Origin of the sequence: Streptomyces sp. ME19-01-6, from assembly GCF_033793745.1 — a bacterium.
In the GTDB taxonomy this organism is placed as follows: domain Bacteria; phylum Actinomycetota; class Actinomycetes; order Streptomycetales; family Streptomycetaceae; genus Streptomyces.
Genome location: NZ_JARAXF010000018.1, coordinates 157,526 through 173,600, shown reverse-complemented (window position 1 = coordinate 173,600; position 16,075 = coordinate 157,526). Strand labels below are relative to the sequence as shown.

11 protein-coding genes are annotated in these 16,075 nt (G+C 73.1%); 6 read left to right on the top strand and 5 right to left on the bottom strand.

Annotated features, from left to right (window positions below; genetic code table 11):
* Window positions 1–310: 310 nt before the first annotated feature.
* The 5 genes from PV419_RS32605 (at window position 311) to PV419_RS32585 (ending at window position 6,760) form a co-directional block, all read left to right on the top strand.
* Entirely contained in the window at window positions 311–2,443 is a 2,133-nt protein-coding gene (locus PV419_RS32605; RefSeq protein WP_319695086.1) for a DNA topoisomerase IV subunit B, read from the top strand.
* Window positions 2,444–2,605: 162 nt separating this feature from the next.
* Entirely contained in the window at window positions 2,606–3,757 is a 1,152-nt protein-coding gene (locus PV419_RS32600; RefSeq protein ID WP_319695084.1) for a sensor histidine kinase, read from the top strand.
* Between the two features lie 45 nt (window positions 3,758–3,802).
* Window positions 3,803–4,567, top strand: coding sequence for a response regulator transcription factor (locus PV419_RS32595; RefSeq protein ID WP_319695082.1), 765 nt, complete (start codon window positions 3,803–3,805; stop codon window positions 4,565–4,567).
* 142 nt (window positions 4,568–4,709) lie between these two features.
* Window positions 4,710–5,156, top strand: a complete 447-nt coding sequence (locus PV419_RS32590; protein ID WP_319695142.1) for a DUF485 domain-containing protein — start codon at window positions 4,710–4,712, stop codon at window positions 5,154–5,156.
* Window positions 5,153–6,760 carry a cation acetate symporter gene (locus tag PV419_RS32585; protein WP_319695080.1) on the top strand — a complete coding sequence of 536 codons (1,608 nt, stop codon included), beginning with the start codon at window positions 5,153–5,155 and terminating at the stop codon, window positions 6,758–6,760. Before PV419_RS32590 ends, PV419_RS32585 begins: the two co-directional genes overlap by 4 nt.
* Before the next feature lie 73 nt (window positions 6,761–6,833).
* On the opposite strand, the gene PV419_RS32580 is transcribed toward PV419_RS32585, so the two are convergent.
* From PV419_RS32580 to PV419_RS32565, 4 genes are all read right to left on the bottom strand, one after another.
* Window positions 6,834–7,553 carry a response regulator gene (locus PV419_RS32580; protein WP_319695079.1) on the bottom strand — a complete coding sequence of 240 codons (720 nt, stop codon included), beginning with the start codon at window positions 7,551–7,553 and terminating at the stop codon, window positions 6,834–6,836.
* A gap of 13 nt (window positions 7,554–7,566) precedes the next feature.
* The gene (locus PV419_RS32575) at window positions 7,567–9,237 is read right to left on the bottom strand and encodes a sensor histidine kinase (RefSeq protein ID WP_319695078.1); all 1,671 of its coding nucleotides are present in this window, start codon (window positions 9,235–9,237) and stop codon (window positions 7,567–7,569) included.
* 82 nt (window positions 9,238–9,319) lie between these two features.
* A complete protein-coding gene (locus tag PV419_RS32570; RefSeq protein ID WP_319695076.1) occupies window positions 9,320–10,297 on the bottom strand; it encodes a sucrase ferredoxin in 978 nt (325 codons plus the stop codon).
* A 101-nt stretch (window positions 10,298–10,398) separates the two neighbouring features.
* Entirely contained in the window at window positions 10,399–12,405 is a 2,007-nt protein-coding gene (locus PV419_RS32565) for a BTAD domain-containing putative transcriptional regulator (RefSeq protein WP_319695074.1), read from the bottom strand.
* Between the two features lie 133 nt (window positions 12,406–12,538).
* Between PV419_RS32565 and PV419_RS32560 the strand changes: the two genes are divergently transcribed.
* Window positions 12,539–13,432, top strand: coding sequence for an alpha/beta hydrolase (locus PV419_RS32560; RefSeq protein ID WP_319695072.1), 894 nt, complete (start codon window positions 12,539–12,541; stop codon window positions 13,430–13,432).
* A 75-nt stretch (window positions 13,433–13,507) separates the two neighbouring features.
* Here PV419_RS32560 and PV419_RS32555 read toward each other — a convergent pair whose 3' ends face one another.
* Window positions 13,508–15,961, bottom strand: coding sequence for a DNA topoisomerase IV subunit A (locus tag PV419_RS32555; RefSeq protein ID WP_319695070.1), 2,454 nt, complete (start codon window positions 15,959–15,961; stop codon window positions 13,508–13,510).
* Window positions 15,962–16,075 lie beyond the last annotated feature (114 nt).

The following is a 16,075-nucleotide window of genomic DNA, read 5'->3' as shown; positions in this document are numbered from 1 at the left end:
GAGCCGTATTGCGTGGGTTTACGGTTTCACGTCGCTTGTCGGATTTGTCCTCCCGGCCGGGTTGCCGGTTGTTGGTGAGGACGTGCCCGGAGCCTAAATGGTTCATGCCTGAAAGGGAACGTGATGTTTGTGTCACCCCATTGAGCGATCGAACGTACGAGCGAAAGTCAAGGAGTCTGGACTAGCATGGACGTTCTCATGGGTGGCGGCACAAAGGCTCTATCAAGCCTCGGTACGCTCTGACGGGCGACCCTGCCACCAAGTAGGCCCCCAGTGGGGCCAAGAAGAAATTCAGCGAGGAGCGAACCGCGTGACCGCCGACACGTCCGTGCCGTCCACTGCGCTGCTGACCGGAGCAGACCGGGGCGGCTCCAACTACACCGCGCGGCACCTGCTCGTCCTGGAGGGGCTCGAAGCGGTACGCAAGCGCCCTGGCATGTACATCGGCTCCACGGACAGCCGCGGTCTCATGCACTGCCTCTGGGAGATCATCGACAACTCCGTCGACGAGGCGCTCGGTGGCTACTGCGACCACATCGAGGTGATCCTGCACGACGACGGCTCGGTCGAGGTGCGGGACAACGGCCGCGGGATCCCGGTCGACGTCGAGCCCAAGACCGGCCTGTCGGGCGTCGAGGTCGTGATGACCAAGCTGCACGCGGGCGGCAAGTTCGGCGGCGGCTCGTACGCGGCCTCCGGCGGTCTGCACGGCGTCGGCGCCTCCGTGGTGAACGCGCTGTCCTCCCGGCTCGACGTGGAGGTGGACCGGGACGGCAAGACCCACTCGATCAGCTTCCGGCGCGGTGTCCCCGGCATCTTCACCGAATCGGGCTCCGAGGCCCCCTTCGACCCGTCGAGCGGCCTCCTCAAGGGCAAGCGGGTCCCCAAGACCCGCACCGGCACCCGCACCCGTTACTGGGCGGACCGGCAGATCTTCCTCAAGGACGCCAGGCTCTCCCTGGAGACGCTGTACGCCCGTGCCCGCCAGACGGCCTTCCTGGTGCCGGGTCTGACGTTGATCGTCCGGGACGAGCGGACCGCCGAGGGCCGGGACGGCGCCGACGGCCCGTCGGAGGAGACCTTCCGGTTCGACGGCGGCATCAGCGAGTTCTGCGAGTACCTGGCGCAGGACAAGGCCGTCTGTGACGTGCTGCGGCTGTCCGGGCAGGGCACCTTCAAGGAGACCGTGCCGGTCCTGGACGAGCGCGGCCATATGACGCCGACCGAGGTGACGCGTGAGCTCGGCGTCGACATCGCGCTGCGCTGGGGCACCGGCTACGACGCCACCGTAAAGTCCTTCGTCAACATCATCGCCACCCCGAAGGGCGGCACCCACGTCACCGGCTTCGAGCGCTCGGTGACCAAGACGGTCAACGAGGTGCTGCGCGCCGCCAAGCTGCTGCGCGTCGCCGAGGACGACGTCGTCAAGGACGACGCCGTGGAGGGCCTCACCGCGGTCGTGACCGTGCGGCTGGCAGAGCCGCAGTTCGAGGGGCAGACCAAGGAGGTGCTGGGCACCTCCGCGGCCTCCCGGATCGTGGCGAACGTGGTCGCCAAGGAGCTCAAGGCGTTTCTCACCTCCACCAAGCGGGACGCCAAGCAGCAGGCCCGTGCGGTGCTGGAGAAGATCGTGGCGGCCGCCCGCACCCGCATCGCGGCCCGTCAGCACAAGGAGGCGCAGCGCCGCAAGACCGCGCTGGAGTCCTCCTCGCTGCCCGCGAAGCTGGCCGACTGCCGTAGCGATGACGTGGACCGCAGCGAGCTGTTCATCGTCGAGGGCGACTCGGCGCTCGGCACGGCCAAGCTCGCTCGGAACTCCGAGTTCCAGGCGCTGCTGCCGATCCGCGGCAAGATTCTGAACGTTCAGAAGGCGTCGGTCTCCGACATGCTCAAGAACGCCGAGTGCGGATCGATCATCCAGGTCATAGGTGCCGGCTCGGGCCGGACGTTCGACATCGACCAGGCGCGCTACGGCAAGGTGATCTTCCTCGCCGACGCCGATGTCGACGGCGCCCACATCCGCATCCTGCTGCTCACCCTCTTCCAGCGCTATATGCGGCCGATGGTCGAGCAGGGGCGGGTCTTCTCGGCCGTGCCGCCCCTGCACCGGGTCGAGCTGGTCAACCCCAAGCGGGGGCAGGACAAGTACGTCTACACCTACTCCGACCAGGAGCTCCAGGAGACGCTGCTGGACCTCCAGCGCCGGGGCGTGCGCTACAAGGACGGCATCCAGCGCTACAAGGGCCTGGGCGAGATGGATGCCGACCAGCTCGCGGAGACGACGATGGACCCGCGCCACCGCACCCTGCGGCGGATCAACATCAGCGACCTGGAGGCCGCCGAGCAGGTATTCGACCTGCTCATGGGCAATGAGGTCGCGCCCCGTAAGGAGTTCATCACCAACTCGGCGGCGACCTTGGACCGGTCGCGCATCGACGCCTGAAGTATCCCGGCCAGCAGTGCCCGGGTGCCTCTCCACCCCAGGGTGGAGAGGCATTTTCCATCCCGGGGTCCGCCTCAGGGGCGATTTGCGCGGCAGGGGGCGTTCCGTAGCGTCGTGAGCGACCGGATCCAGGCCGGATCCGGGCCGGAGCCAGGAGGGCCGATGAGCCGATGGACCCAGTGGCCCTCGCGGCAGGCGCTCACGCGCCAGGGCGTGCCCCCGATCCGGCTGATGATCAACACGGGTATGTGGATCTTCGGGGCGTGTCTGTTGCTCTGGGACGTGCTCCGTGACGATGCCTTCCCCAGGTGGGCGCGGATCGTCCTGCTCGCCGCCGTCGCGGGATGCGCGGCCACGGTGTACGCGTTCCGCCGCGTCACCGTCGACCACCGGCTGGGCCCCGCCCTTGCCCTGCTCGCCCTGCTGCTCGCGGCGGGGGCGGCGCTCTTGGCCGTGGGAGCCGACACCCCGGCGACCGCGGCGTGGATCGTCGGCGTGATCGTCTCGATGGAGCGGCTGCCGCTGATGGCCGGTCTGCCCGCCGGGATCATGGCCTCCGGCTCGTTCGCGTTCTTCGGCGACCACAGCCTGGCGGCCGGTCTGGCCACCGGCGTCGGCTTCCTGCTCGTCGGCTATACGCTGCGGCTGGACGAGGAGGCGCGCGGCACCGGCTACCGGCTGCTCGAGCAGGAGCGGGCGGCGCGCCGCGCCGAGGCGCAGAGCGCCGCGCTCGCCGAGCGGGCCCGGATCGCCCGGGAGATCCACGACGTGCTGGCGCACAGCCTCTCCGCCCAGCTGGTGCACCTGGAGGCGGCCAGGCTGTTGGTCGAGCGCGGGGAGGACCGGGCCATGGTGCTGGAGCGGGTGGTGGCGGCCCGCAGGATGGCGCGCCACGGCCTGGCCGAGACCCGCCAGGCGTTGTACGCGCTGCGCGGCGAGATGGCCCCGGTCGAGGACTTCCTGCGGGAGTCCGCCGCGACCGAGGGCGCGCGGTTCGAGACGGAGGGCGAGCCGCGCGAGCTGGCCGCCGAGTCGGGGCTCGCGGTCCGGAGGGTCGCGCAGGAGGCGCTGACCAACGTCCGCAAGCACGCGCCGGGTGCCCGGGTGGCGATGCGGTTCGTCTACCGGGCGGACGAGGTGCTCCTCGAGATACGGGACGGCGGGGCCCGCGAGACGCCCTCCGGCGGCCCGGTGGCGACCGGGGCCGGATACGGTCTGCGGGGAATGCGGGAGCGCGCCGAACTCCTCGGCGGCACGCTGGAGGCGGGGCCCGCCGAGGGGGGCTTCGTGGTGCGCCTGCGTGTCCCGGCGTGACGTCGGCATGAGGGAGACACGGGGAGATACAGGGGGACACGGACAATGAGCGAAGGGCGCGGGGCCGTCGGCTCACGGGTGGTGCGCGTGCTGGTCGTCGATGACCAGATCATGGTGCGTGAGGGCATCGTGTTGCTGCTGGGGCTGCTGCCCGGCATCGAGGTCGTCGGCTCGGCGGGCGACGGGGAGGAGGCGCTGCGGCTGGTCGCCGAGGTCTCCCCGGACGTGGCGCTGATGGATCTGCGGATGCCCCGCTGTGACGGCGTCGAGGCGACCCGGCGCATCCGTGCCGAGCACCCCGCGACCCAGGTCGTGGTGGTGACCACCTACGCCGACGACGAGTGGCTCTTCCCCGCCCTGCAGGCGGGCGCCCGCGGCTATGTGACCAAGGACGCCGACGCGGAGGAGATCGCCCGCGCCATCGAGGACGTGATGTCGGGGCAGGCCGGGCTGTCGCCGAAGGTGCAGCGCAGGCTGCTGGAGCGACTGGTTCAAAGCACCGCAGACACCGCCGGCGCCGTGGGCGGGGCGGGCGCCGCCGGCGATACGGCCGCGAAGGCCGGGCCAGGGGCCGTGCCGGGCCCGCTGCCCGACGGGCTCACGCCCCGCGAGGCGGAGGTCCTGACGCTGGTCGCCGAGGGGTTGTCCAACGCGGAGATCGCGCGTCGGCTGCACATCGGCCCGGCGACCGTGAAGACCCACATCAACAACCTCTTCGCCAAGGCGGGGGTGCGCGACCGCGCCCAGGCCGTGCGCTATGCCTACCGGAACGGGATCGCGCGGCCGCCCGGCCCCGAACTCGGCCCGTAATACGGTCCCGGTTCCGGGATGTTCGTCACCTCAGTCACCTGATGGGGTGAACGTCCGGTATTGAGGGGCCCGGGGCCTCCCGCTCCGTCCATCCTTGGCACGCGGCCAATGCGGCAGTGAAGCAAGGAGTGTTCGGGTGGACATGCAGCACAACGCGCGCGACGCCGGGGCGGTCCGGCTGGGCGATCCCTGGTACGACACGGTCGCCTCCGGCTGGGGCGAGGACGAGACCGGCGGCGGACCCCGGCGCGCGCGTCGGCCCGCCGCCGCGGACGTCTACACCGAGGTGCACGGCAGCGCGGCCTTCCAGGAAGTGCGCAGACGCTACCGCCGCTTCGTCTTCCCCGCGGCCGCCGTCTTCCTCCTGTGGTACCTCGCGTATGTCGTCGCGGCGACCACCGCGCCCGGTCTGATGGCCCGCCCCGTCGTCGGCGCGCTCAATGTCGCGATGCTCGCCGGGCTCGCCCAGTTCGCCACCACCTTCCTGCTGACCTGGGCGTATGCCCGCCATGCCCGGCTGCGCCGGGACCGGGTCGCGCTGGAGCTCCGCTGGGTGACGCAGGAGATGATGCGAGGGCACGGCCGGTGACGGGAAATCAGCAGGGCCTGGCGCTGCTGCTCTTCGGCTTGTTCATCGCCGCCACCCTCGCCATCACCACCTGGGCGGGCCGTCGGCGGCACGGCTCCCCGGAGGAGTTCTACGCGGGCGGGCGGTTGTTCTCGCCCATGGAGAACGGCTTCGCCATCGCGGGCGACTACATGTCTGCCGCCTCCTTCCTCGGCATCTCCGGCCTCATTGCGCTCTTCGGCTACGACGGCGTGCTGTACTGCGTCGGCTTCTTCGTCGCCTGGCTGGTCGTGCTGCTCTTAGTCGCCGAACTGGTCCGCAACTGCGGCCGGTTCACCCTCGCCGACGTGCTCGCCGCCCGGATGGGCGAGCCTCCGGTCCGGATCGCCGCGGGCGTCTCCTCCGTCACCGTATGCGTGCTTTACCTCGTCGCCCAGATGGTCGGGGCGGGCAGCCTGATCGCTCTGCTGATCGGCGAGACCGGCCCGCGCGCCCGCGCCTGGACGGTCATCGGCGTGGGCACGCTGATGGTGATCTTCGTGGCGCTCGGCGGCATGCGCGCCACGACCTGGATCCAGATCGTCAAGGCGATGCTGCTGATGGCCGGGGCGGCCACGCTCACCGCCCTCGTCCTGGTCCGCTTCCACGGCGATGTGGACGCGCTGCTCAGCGCGGCGGCGCGGCACAGCGGACACGGCGGGGACTTCCTCGCCCCGGGCTTGAAGTACGGCGGCGGCTGGACCGCGCGGCTGGACTTCATCAGCCTCGGACTCGCCCTCGTCCTCGGCACCGCCGGGCTGCCGCACATCCTCTCGCGCTTCTACACCGTGCCCACCGCCCGGGCCGCCCGCCGTTCGGTCATCTGGTCCATCGGGCTGATCGGCGGCTTCTACCTGATGACCATCGTGCTCGGCTTCGGCGCCGCCGCCGTGCTGGGCAGCGACACCGTACGGACCGCCAACCCGGCCGGGAACACCGCCGTGCCGCTGCTCGCGCTGGACCTCGGCGGGGGCGCCGGATCCACCGGCGGGACGGTGCTGTTCGCCTCGGTCGCCGCCGTCGCGTTCGCCACCATCCTCGCCGTGGTCGCCGGGATCACCCTGGCCTCCTCCGCCTCGGTCGCCCACGACCTGTACGCCTCGCTGAGCCGCCGCGCGGACCGCACGCCGCGCAGCGAGGTCGCGGTCGCGCGGATCGCGGCCGTCGGGATCGGGGCGGCCGCCATCGGCCTCGGGCTGCTCGCCCAGGACCTCAATGTGGCCTTCCTGGTCGGGCTCGCGTTCGCGGTCGCCGCCTCGGCGAACCTCCCGGTGCTGCTGTATTCGCTCTTCTGGCGGCGGTTCACTACGCGCGGCGCGGTGTGGGCCGTCTACGGCGGGCTGCTCCCGGCGGTCGTGCTGGTGGTGCTCTCTCCGGTGGTGTCCGGCGGCCCGGAGGCGATCTTCCCGGGGGTGGACTTCCATGTCTTCCCGCTGGACAACCCGGGCCTTGTCTCCGTGCCCCTCGGCTTTCTCGCCGGCTGGCTCGGCACGGTCACCTCACCCCAGGGCGCGGACGCCACCGGGCACGCCGCCAAGCACGCGGAGACGGAGGTGCGGGCCCTCACGGGGGCGGGAGCGGCCTGACGGGGCTGCCGACACCCGGCGAGGCCCCGTACGGCTGTCCTCGGGCCCGTACGGGGACCCGTACGCGGGTGCCTCACACCCATACGTAGCGGTGTTCCGGGCGCCCCGTCTCGCCGTACTTCAGGCTGAGCCGGACCCGGCCCGTGCGCTCCAGGAGCTTGAGATAGCGCTGGGCGGTCTGCCGGCTGAGCGAGGACCGCTCGGCGACCTCCTGCGCCGACAGCGGGCCCTCGGCGCCCCGCAGCACCTCCCGCACCAGGCCGGCCGTGAGCGCGGAGTGGCCCTTGGGCAGCTCCGCCGGGCCGGCCGAGGCGCCGCCCAGGGCGCTGAAGATCCGATCGACCTGATCCTGCCCGGCCTCGCCGCCGCCCTCCAGGGCGCGGCGCAGCGCCGCATAGCCCTGCAGCTTGGCGCGCAGCCCGGCGAAGGTGAAGGGCTTGACCAGGTACTGCAGCGCGCCGTGGCGCATCGCCTCCTGCACGGTCGCGATATCGCGGGCGGCGGTCACCATGATGATGTCGGTGTGGTGGCCGCGCTCGCGCAGCCGCCGCACCAGCGCGAGGCCCGTCTCGTCCGGCAGATAGTGGTCGAGCAGCACCAGGTCGACCTTGGCGCGGTCCAGGAAGGCCAGCGCCTCGGCGGCCGTGTGCGCCTGTCCCGCGACGCGGAAGCCGGGCACCTTCTCCACATACGCCGCGTTGACCCGGGCCACGCGCACATCGTCGTCCACGACCAGCACCTCGATCGCGCTGATGGCGCCGCTCGCGCCGCCCGCGCTGTTCACGTCCGTCACCTCCGTACCTCCGTCATCGCGGCTCTCCTGTCGCGCTCAGCCGGGCCCCGCTCGGCTCCTCGGCCAGCGCCTCGGGCAGCACCACCGTGAACTCCGCGCCCCCGCCGTCCCGGTCGGTCACGCATACGCTGCCGCCCTGCCGCTCGGCGAGGCGGCGCACCAGTGCCAGGCCGATGCCGCGCTTGCGGTGCGCGGGCGGCTCCTTGGTCGACCAGCCCTCGGCGAAGACGACGTCGCGCCGGTCGGCCGGGATACCGGGCCCGCTGTCGGAGACCCGCAGCACCACCGTGGTGTCGTCGGCCGACAGTTCCACCTCGACCAGCGGATCGGCCGTCCCGGCTGCCGCGTCCAGCGCGTTGTCGATGAGGTTGCCGACGATCGTGACCAGGCCGGGCGGGTCCACCAGCAGATTCGGCAGCAGCGTCCCTGGGGCGATGCGCAGCGGGACGCCGCGCTCGGCGGAGACCGTGGCCTTGCCGACCAGCAGGGCGGCCAGCAGGGGGTCGTGGACGCGCTCGGTGACCTGCTCGGCGGTGGCCCGGTGCACCCCGACCGCCTCGGTGACGAACTCCACCGCCTCCTCGTACAGCTCGAGCTCCAGCAGTCCGAGGAGGGTGTGCAGATGGTTGGCGTGCTCATGATCCTGCGCGCGCAGCGCGTCGATCAGCCCCCGGGTGCCGTCCAGCTCGCGGCCCAGCCGCTCCAGCTCGGTGCGGTCGCGCAGGGTGGCCACGGCCCCGCCGTCGTCCGTCGGCATCCGGTTGGCGACCAGCACCCGCCCGCCGCTGACGGTCAGCAGGTCGGATCCCGTGACCCGCCCGGCGAGCACATCGGTGGTACGGCCCGGCGGCAGCACCTCGTCCAGCGGCCGCCCGGTGGCCTCGGCGCGCAGGTCCAGGAGCCGCTGCGCCTCGTCGTTGACCAGGCGGATGCGGCCGCGCGCGTCCAGGGCCAGAACCCCCTCGCGGATGCCGTGCAGCATGGCCTCGCGCTCGGCGAGCAGCGCGGAGATATCGGAGAAGGCCAGGTCGTGAGTGCGGCGCCGAAGCCTGCGGGCGACCACGTACGCCGCCACGGCGCCCACCGCGAGCGTGCCGCCCGCGTACGCGAGCAGCCCCGGCACCGCGCCGATGAGCCGGTCGCGCACGCTCTGGTACGAGATGCCGACCGAAACGGCGCCGACGATGCGGCCGTCCTTGTCGCGCAGCGGGACCTTGCCGCGGGCCGAGCGGCCGAGCGTGCCGTTGTCGATCTCCATGACGTCCCGGCCGGCGAGTGCGTCGCTGGGGTCGGTGGAGACATGCCGGCCGATCTCCTCGGAAGAGGTGTGGGACCAGCGCACGCCCCGCCTGTCCATGATCACGACATACTCGGCGCCGGTCGCCCGGCGGATCCGCTCCGCCCGGGCCTGGACCGGGCCGTCGGGGGTGGGGCGGGTGCGTTCGAGCGTGTCGGAGAGCTCCGGGGTGGAGGCCGTGGTCTGGGCGATGGCGAGCGCGCGGCGCATGGCCTGGTCGTCCAGCTGGGAGCCGAGCCGGGCCAGGAAGAGGCCGGTCGCGAGCACGATGACGCCCGTGGCGATGGTCAGCTGCATCAGCAGCACCTGGGAGAAAACACGTCGGGGCCAGCCGATGCGCCACCTCGGGGCCTCGGCACGCGGCCCCCGGGGTGTCGCGGCGCTCATGGCAAGGAGGGTAACCAAGCACGGGTCCGCGGCGCGGCGGCAGGCCCCGGCCCCTCTTTGCGCCTAAACCGGCTCTTTGCGCCTAAACCGGTGCCGCGGCGGCGACGGTCGGCGTGGGCCGCGCGGCGCGCACCGCCCGTACGCCGATGACGTCCATGCGGGCCGGGGAGCCCAGAGCCGACCCGCAGCTCTCCGGGCGCGGCGGCGCGGCGGCGACCTGGACGACGCCGACCCGCCACCGTCGGCCGTCGGTGTGCCCGACGGTGACGGTCCAGGCGGGGGCGGCGCCCTCGGTCCGCAGCACGGTCAGCGCGTCGGCCCCCGCCTCGCCGCTCAGCTCGCGGATCGCCAGCTCGGCGGCCTGGGCTGGGCGCTCCCAGGTGGACCGGCCGCGGCAGCCCTCGGTGACGATCCTGCCCTTGCGCAGCGCGTCCAGGACGCCCCGCACGGACTGTGCGGTGGCCCGCCCGTAGGCGTATCCGTGCGGCAGCACCATGAGCGTCGGCGAGAAGCGGTGGCCGCCGATGTGGGTGACTTCCCAGGTGCCGCGCGCCCCGGAGGCGGTGAGCTCGGCGGCCAGCGGCCGGCCGAGGAGGGCGCAGCAGCGGTCGCGTTTGCCGTTGGTGCACACGAGGATCAAGGGGTCGCCCGTGTACTTCTCCCACGTCTGGCCGGGGCCCGCGGCGGCGGGGCGCAGACCGCTCGGGTCGCCCGCGCCCAGAGCGGCGAAGTCGAGGGCGAGCAGCCGCTCCGGCTCGGTGAGCGTGGTCGTACGGATCCAGGAGCGGCCCGGGCGGGTGTGCGCGACGAAGACACGCTGCTGCGGGTGGGTGTGGCAGTCGGCGTGCCGGCCGGGGCGGCGGATCAGCGCGACGCGGACGCCGGTGTCCTTGGTGGCGCGCTCCAGCGCGCGGCCGACGGCCTGGGCCAGGTGGCTGGCGGTCAGGGCCTCGGCACCCCAAGGGCCGGGCTGTTCGAGCAGAAGCCAGGTGGTGGCGGTGGTCGCCGTCCCGGCGAGCGGCTCGGACAGGTCGCGGGAGGCGGTCGCGCACGTGCTCACGAAGGTAAGCCTAACCTCTCTTTTGACCTTGGACCTCCGAAGGCGCGCCTCTGGTGGTGCAGGCGATGGCGCCCACCCGGTCGACCGGGGCACGGAACGGCTCAGCGTGAGCGTCGGCCGGTGTTGCGCAGCGCCGTGGCGAGTTCGCCCAGGTACGTCGAGACCGGCCCCAGGGTGAGCAGGCCGCTGCCCGCCCCGGCCAGCTCCGCCGCCGCGGGGGTGAGCTCGCGGTGGGCGCGCTCCACCGTCTCCCGGTCGCCGACCGCGACGGCCGCCCGGGCGGTCAGGCACCACAGGGCCTCGAACAGCAGGTCGCGGGGCGGGTCCGGAGTCTCGCGCAGCGCCGCCGCGGCCTCGTCGCGGCGGCCTCGGGCCAGCAGCACCAGGGGGCGGGCCCAGGGCTCGTACGGTCCCCAGCCGCCGTGCTCGTCTGCCTGGGCGGCCTGGGCCGGCCGCGCGTGCCGCGTGCGCAGGCAGAGCAGCGCGAGCGGCAGCAGACCGCGCTCCAGCCCGGGCATGCCGGCGCCGTCCAGCCGCGCGGCGGCATCCCGGTAGACGGCCTCGGCCGCCTCCGCGGCCCCGGGCGCCTCCGCGGGGGCGGTCGCGGCAAGTCGTAGCGCGGCGTACCACTGGGTGAACACGCCGACCAGCGGCAGCTCATGGTGCTCGGCCAGGCGGTCCGCGGCGCTCGCGTGGCGGTCGGCCCCGGCGAAGTCCGCCAGGGCGCCGCGGGCCTGGAGCCGGATGAGGTGGCCCAGGACCTCGAAGGTGGTCAGGCCGTGCCGGACGGACAGGGCGATCAGCTCCGCGCCGATGCCGTCCCGGCGCGGCGCCAGACCGGCGCGGTGGAAGGTCTGCATGAACGTGGCGTTGAGGGCGAACGCCAGCAGCGCGGGATCGTCCAGGCGGCGGGCGATCTCCTCCGCCTGCCGGGCGGCCTGCGGCCCGCGCGCCACGCGGGTGCCGCGCGACTCCAGGGCGATCGTGGCAAGCAGCCGGGCCCGGGCCGCCTCGTGCCGGCCGGGCGGCAGGGCGGCCAGGGCGCGCTCGGCCGCCGTCACGACCCGCGCGGCCTGCTCCGGGTCGTCCAGCCGCGTCCAGATGGCCGGGACGTCGTACGCGCCGATCACGCGGGCGGTCAGTTCCGCGTCGCCGAGCTCCTCGGCCGCGGTGATGGCCGCCACGCGGTGGCGGCGGGCCGTCTGGAGGCCGCTGCCGCCGGTCACCGCGAGACTGCGCAGCAGGCCCACCGTCGACTCCAGACGTGCCCGGGCGCCGGAGGGCACGGTGCGGTTGTAGGCGGCCGCCGTACGCGCCCACACCCGGCCCGCCGCCCCGGCCGCCGGGCCGGGGTCGAGGTGGGCGGCCTGGCCGAGGATGTCCGTCTCCAGGCCGCGCAGCCGCGGGCCCGGATCCACCCCCAACTGCTCGGCCAGGAGCGTGCGCGCCCGGCGCAGGACCGCCAGCGCGTCGCCCTGGCGGCCGGAGCGGTACAGCGCCAGGGCCAGCAGCCGCCAGGCGTCCTCGCGCCAGGGGTGCTCGGTCACATGCGCGTCCAGGTCCGCCGCCGCCTCGGCGGCCAGGTCCAGCGCGAGCCGGGCCTCGGCCTGCCGCTCGACGGCGTGCAGCCGCAGCTCCGCGAGGCGCGAGCGCTCCGCGCGGGTCCACGGCTCGTCGGCGAACTCCGCGTAGGCGGGCCCGCGCCACCACTCCAGCGCCTCGTCCAGCCGTGCGAGCGCGCCCTCGGGCGGCAGTGCCGCGGCGGCGGCCACCGCTCGCTCGAAGCTCCAGGCGTCCACCGCGCCCGGGTCGGCGCGCAGCGCGTACCCCGGCCCCTCGGTGACCAGCAGGCGGGCCGGGGCGCGGGGCGGGCGCTCCGGTTCCATGGTGCGCCGCAGCGCGGCCACGAAGGTGCGGATCGCGCCCACCGCGTCGGCGGGCGGCTCCGGCCACAGGTCCTCGGCCAGGCGGCGGACCGGGACCACGCGGCGGCGGGCGACGATCAGCCGGGCCAGCACCGCCCGGTGACGTGGCCCCTTCAAGGCGATCGCCTCCCCGGCCCCGTCCCAGGCCGCCACCGTACCCAGCACGCCGAACAGGAACCGCACGTCAGACCACCCTTCCCGGGGCAGCGCCCCTGGTCACGGTAGCGCGCTCATCCGGTGCTCATCCGCGCCCGGCAGGCTGACGACGTCCGACCACTTCTGATCACTTCGAACACCCCCTGAAAGGGGCGGAACCATGCCGCCTGCCTTCCCCGGCTTCGCCCACCACCGTGTCCCCGTCGCCGACGGCGTGTCCCTCCACGCGGCCGTCGGCGGCTCGGGCACCCCGATCGTGCTGCTGCACGGCTTTCCGCAGACCCACCTGATGTGGCGGCACGTCGCCGCCGACCTCGCGGCCGACCACACCGTGATCTGCCCCGACCTGCGCGGCTACGGTGCCAGCGACAAGCCCGCCGACCCCGACGGCACCGCCTACGCCAAGCGCGCCATGGCCGCCGACATCGTCGCCCTGGCCCGCGCGCTGGGGCACACACGGTTTGCTCTGGCCGGGCACGACCGCGGCGCCCTGGTCGCCTTCCGCGCCGCCCTGGACCACCCGGCGGCCGTCACCCACCTGGCCTGCCTGGATGTGCTCCCGACCCTGGACACGTGGGAGGCGCTGCACGGCACCACCGGCGCCGTGGGCTTCCACCTCTATCTGATGGCCCAGCCCCCCGGCCTGCCCGAGCGGATGATCGCCGCCGCCCCTGATCTCTTCTTCGGCCACTTCCTCGACCTGTGGGCGGGTGACCCGCAGGCCCTCCCGGCCGATGTCCGCGCCGCGTACCTGGACGCCTGCCGGGAGGCGGTGCCCTCGATCGTCGCCGACTACCGCGCCTCCGCAGGCATCGACGTCGACCACGATCGGGCCGACCGGGCCGCCGGACGCCGGCTGCGGATGCCGGTCACCGTGATCCAGCAGGACTGGGGCGCCGCCCTCGGCTTCGACGCCGCCGCGCTGTGGCGGGAGTGGGCGGACGATCTGCGGCACACGACCGTCACCTGCGGCCACTTCATGGCCGAGGAGGCCCCCGCCGACATCGTCAAGGCCCTACGGGACCTGCTCGCCCGCAGAACGGCGTCCCGCTGAACGGCCGAAGCGGCCGGGCCCGTACGCACGACGACGACGGCCCGGCCGCTTCGGCCGCTGCACCGGGGCGGCCCGCTACACCGGCCCGGCCACCACCGCCACCGCCTTGGCGAGCGGCACCCCCGAGCCGTCGCGGCGCGGGTCGGTCTCCGGCAGCGATGTTGCGGTGCCGGTCGCGGTGGCCGCGCGGGCCGGTGTCGCGCCCGCCCAGGCCAGGACCAGGCAGTCCTCGCCCTTCAGGAACCGCTGGCAGCGCACCCCGCCGGTGGCCCGGCCCTTGCGTGGGTACTGGTCGAACGGGGTGACCTTGGCCGACTGCTGCACCGAGTCGTCGAGGGTGCCGCGTGCGCCGGCGACCGTGAACACCACGGCGTCGGCCGCCGGGTCGACGGCCGTGAACGAGATCACCTTCGCGCCCGAGCCCAGCTTGATGCCTGCCATGCCGCCCGCCGGGCGCCCCTGCGGCCGCACCTGGCTCGCCGGATAGCGCAGCAGTTGCGCGTCATCGGTGATGAAGACCAGGTCCTCCTCGCCCGTGCGCAGCTCCACCGCTCCGACGATGCGGTCGCCCTCCTTGAGGCCGATGACCTCCAACTCGTCCTTGTTGGCGGGATAGTCGGGGACCACGCGCTTGACGACGCCCTGCTCCGTGCCGATCGCGAGCCCCGGTGAGGACTCGTCGAGTGTGGTGAGGCAGACCAGCTCCTCGCCCTCCTCCAGCGACAGGAACTCCGCGATCGGTGCCCCGCCCGCCAGGTTCGGCGCCCCGGCCGTCTCGGGGAGTATCGGCAGATCGACCACGGCGAGCCGCAGCAGCCGCCCGGTCGAGGTCACGGCCCCCAGGTCCCCGCGGGCCGTGGCCGGGACCGCGGAGAGGATCACATCGTGCTTGGCGCGCTTGACCTGTTCCTCGCCCGGGAACGGCTCACCGTTGGCCGTGCGGGCCAGCAGGCCGGTGGAGGACAGCAGAACCCGGCACGGGTCGTCCGCGACCTCCAGCGGCACCGCGGTCACCGGGGCGTCCGCCGACTCCTGCAGCACCGTGCGCCGCGGTGTGGCGAACTTCTTGGCCACCTGGGCCAGTTCCGCCGATACCAGCTTGCGCAGCTCGGCGTCCGAGTCCAGGATCCGGGTCAGCTCCTCGATCTCCGCCTTGAGACGGTCGCGCTCCGACTCCAGCTCGATCCGGTCGAACTTGGTCAGTCGGCGCAGCGGGGTGTCCAGGATGTACTGCGTCTGGACCTCCGAGAGCTCGAAGCGGGCGATCAGGGACTCCTTCGCCTGCGCCGCGTTCTCGCTGGAGCGGATGATGCGGATGACCTCGTCGATGTCGAGCAGGGCGACCAGCAGACCCTCGACCAGGTGCAGCCGGTCCCGCCGCTTGCCGCGCCGGAACTCGCTGCGCCGCCGCACCACATCGAAGCGGTGGTCGAGGTAGACCTCCAGCAGCTCCTTGAGCCCCAGCGTCAGCGGCTGGCCGTCCACCAGCGCGACATTGTTGATGCCGAAGGACTCCTCCATCGGCGTCAGCTTGTAGAGCTGCTCCAGCACGGCCTCCGGGTTGAAGCCGTTCTTGATCTCGATGACCAGACGCAGGCCGTGCTCGCGGTCGGTGAGGTCCTTGACGTCCGCGATGCCCAGCAGCTTCTTCGCGCCGACCAGGTCCTTGATCTTCGAGATGACCTTCTCGGGGCCGACCGTGAAGGGAAGTTCGGTGACGACCAGGCCCTTGCGGCGCGCCGTCACGTTCTCCACGGAGACCGTGGCGCGGATCTTGAAGGTGCCGCGCCCCTTCTCGTACGCGTCCCGGACGCCGCCCAGGCCCACGACCCGGCCGCCGGTCGGCAGGTCCGGGCCCGGCACGAACCGCATCAGTGTGTCCAGGTCCGCGCTCGGGTGTCTGATCAGATGGCGGGCGGCGGCGATCACCTCGCCCAGGTTGTGCGGGGGCATGTTGGTCGCCATGCCGACCGCGATCCCGGAGGAGCCGTTGACCAGCAGGTTGGGATAGGCGGCAGGCAGGGCCAGCGGCTCCTGCTCGCTGCCGTCGTAGTTCGGGGCGAAGTCGACGGTGTCCTCGTCGATCGACTCGGTCATCAGCGAGGTCGCCGAGGCCATGCGGCACTCGGTGTAGCGCATCGCCGCGGGCGGGTCGTCGTTCCCCAGGGAGCCGAAGTTGCCGTGGCCGTCGACCAGGGGGACCCGCATCGAGAAGGGCTGGGCCATGCGCACCAGCGCGTCGTAGATCGACGCGTCGCCGTGCGGGTGCAGCTTGCCCATGACCTCGCCGACGACCCGGGCGCACTTGACGAAGCCGCGCTCGGGCCGCAGGCCCATCTCGTTCATCTGGTAGAGGATGCGCCGGTGCACCGGCTTGAGGCCGTCCCGGGCGTCGGGCAGGGCGCGCGAGTAGATGACCGAGTACGCGTACTCGAGGAAGGAGCCCTGCATCTCGTCGACGACGTCGATGTCGAGGATGCGCTCCTCGACATCGTCCGGCGGAGGGGTCTTTGTGCTGCGGCGGGCCATCGCGCTTGCGGCTCCTTCAACTGCCGAGGCGGGATCTGACGCCGACCATTGTGGACCGGGCCACCGACAAGTGTGGAACCGACCGCCGACGACCGCGGACAACATGGACAAACG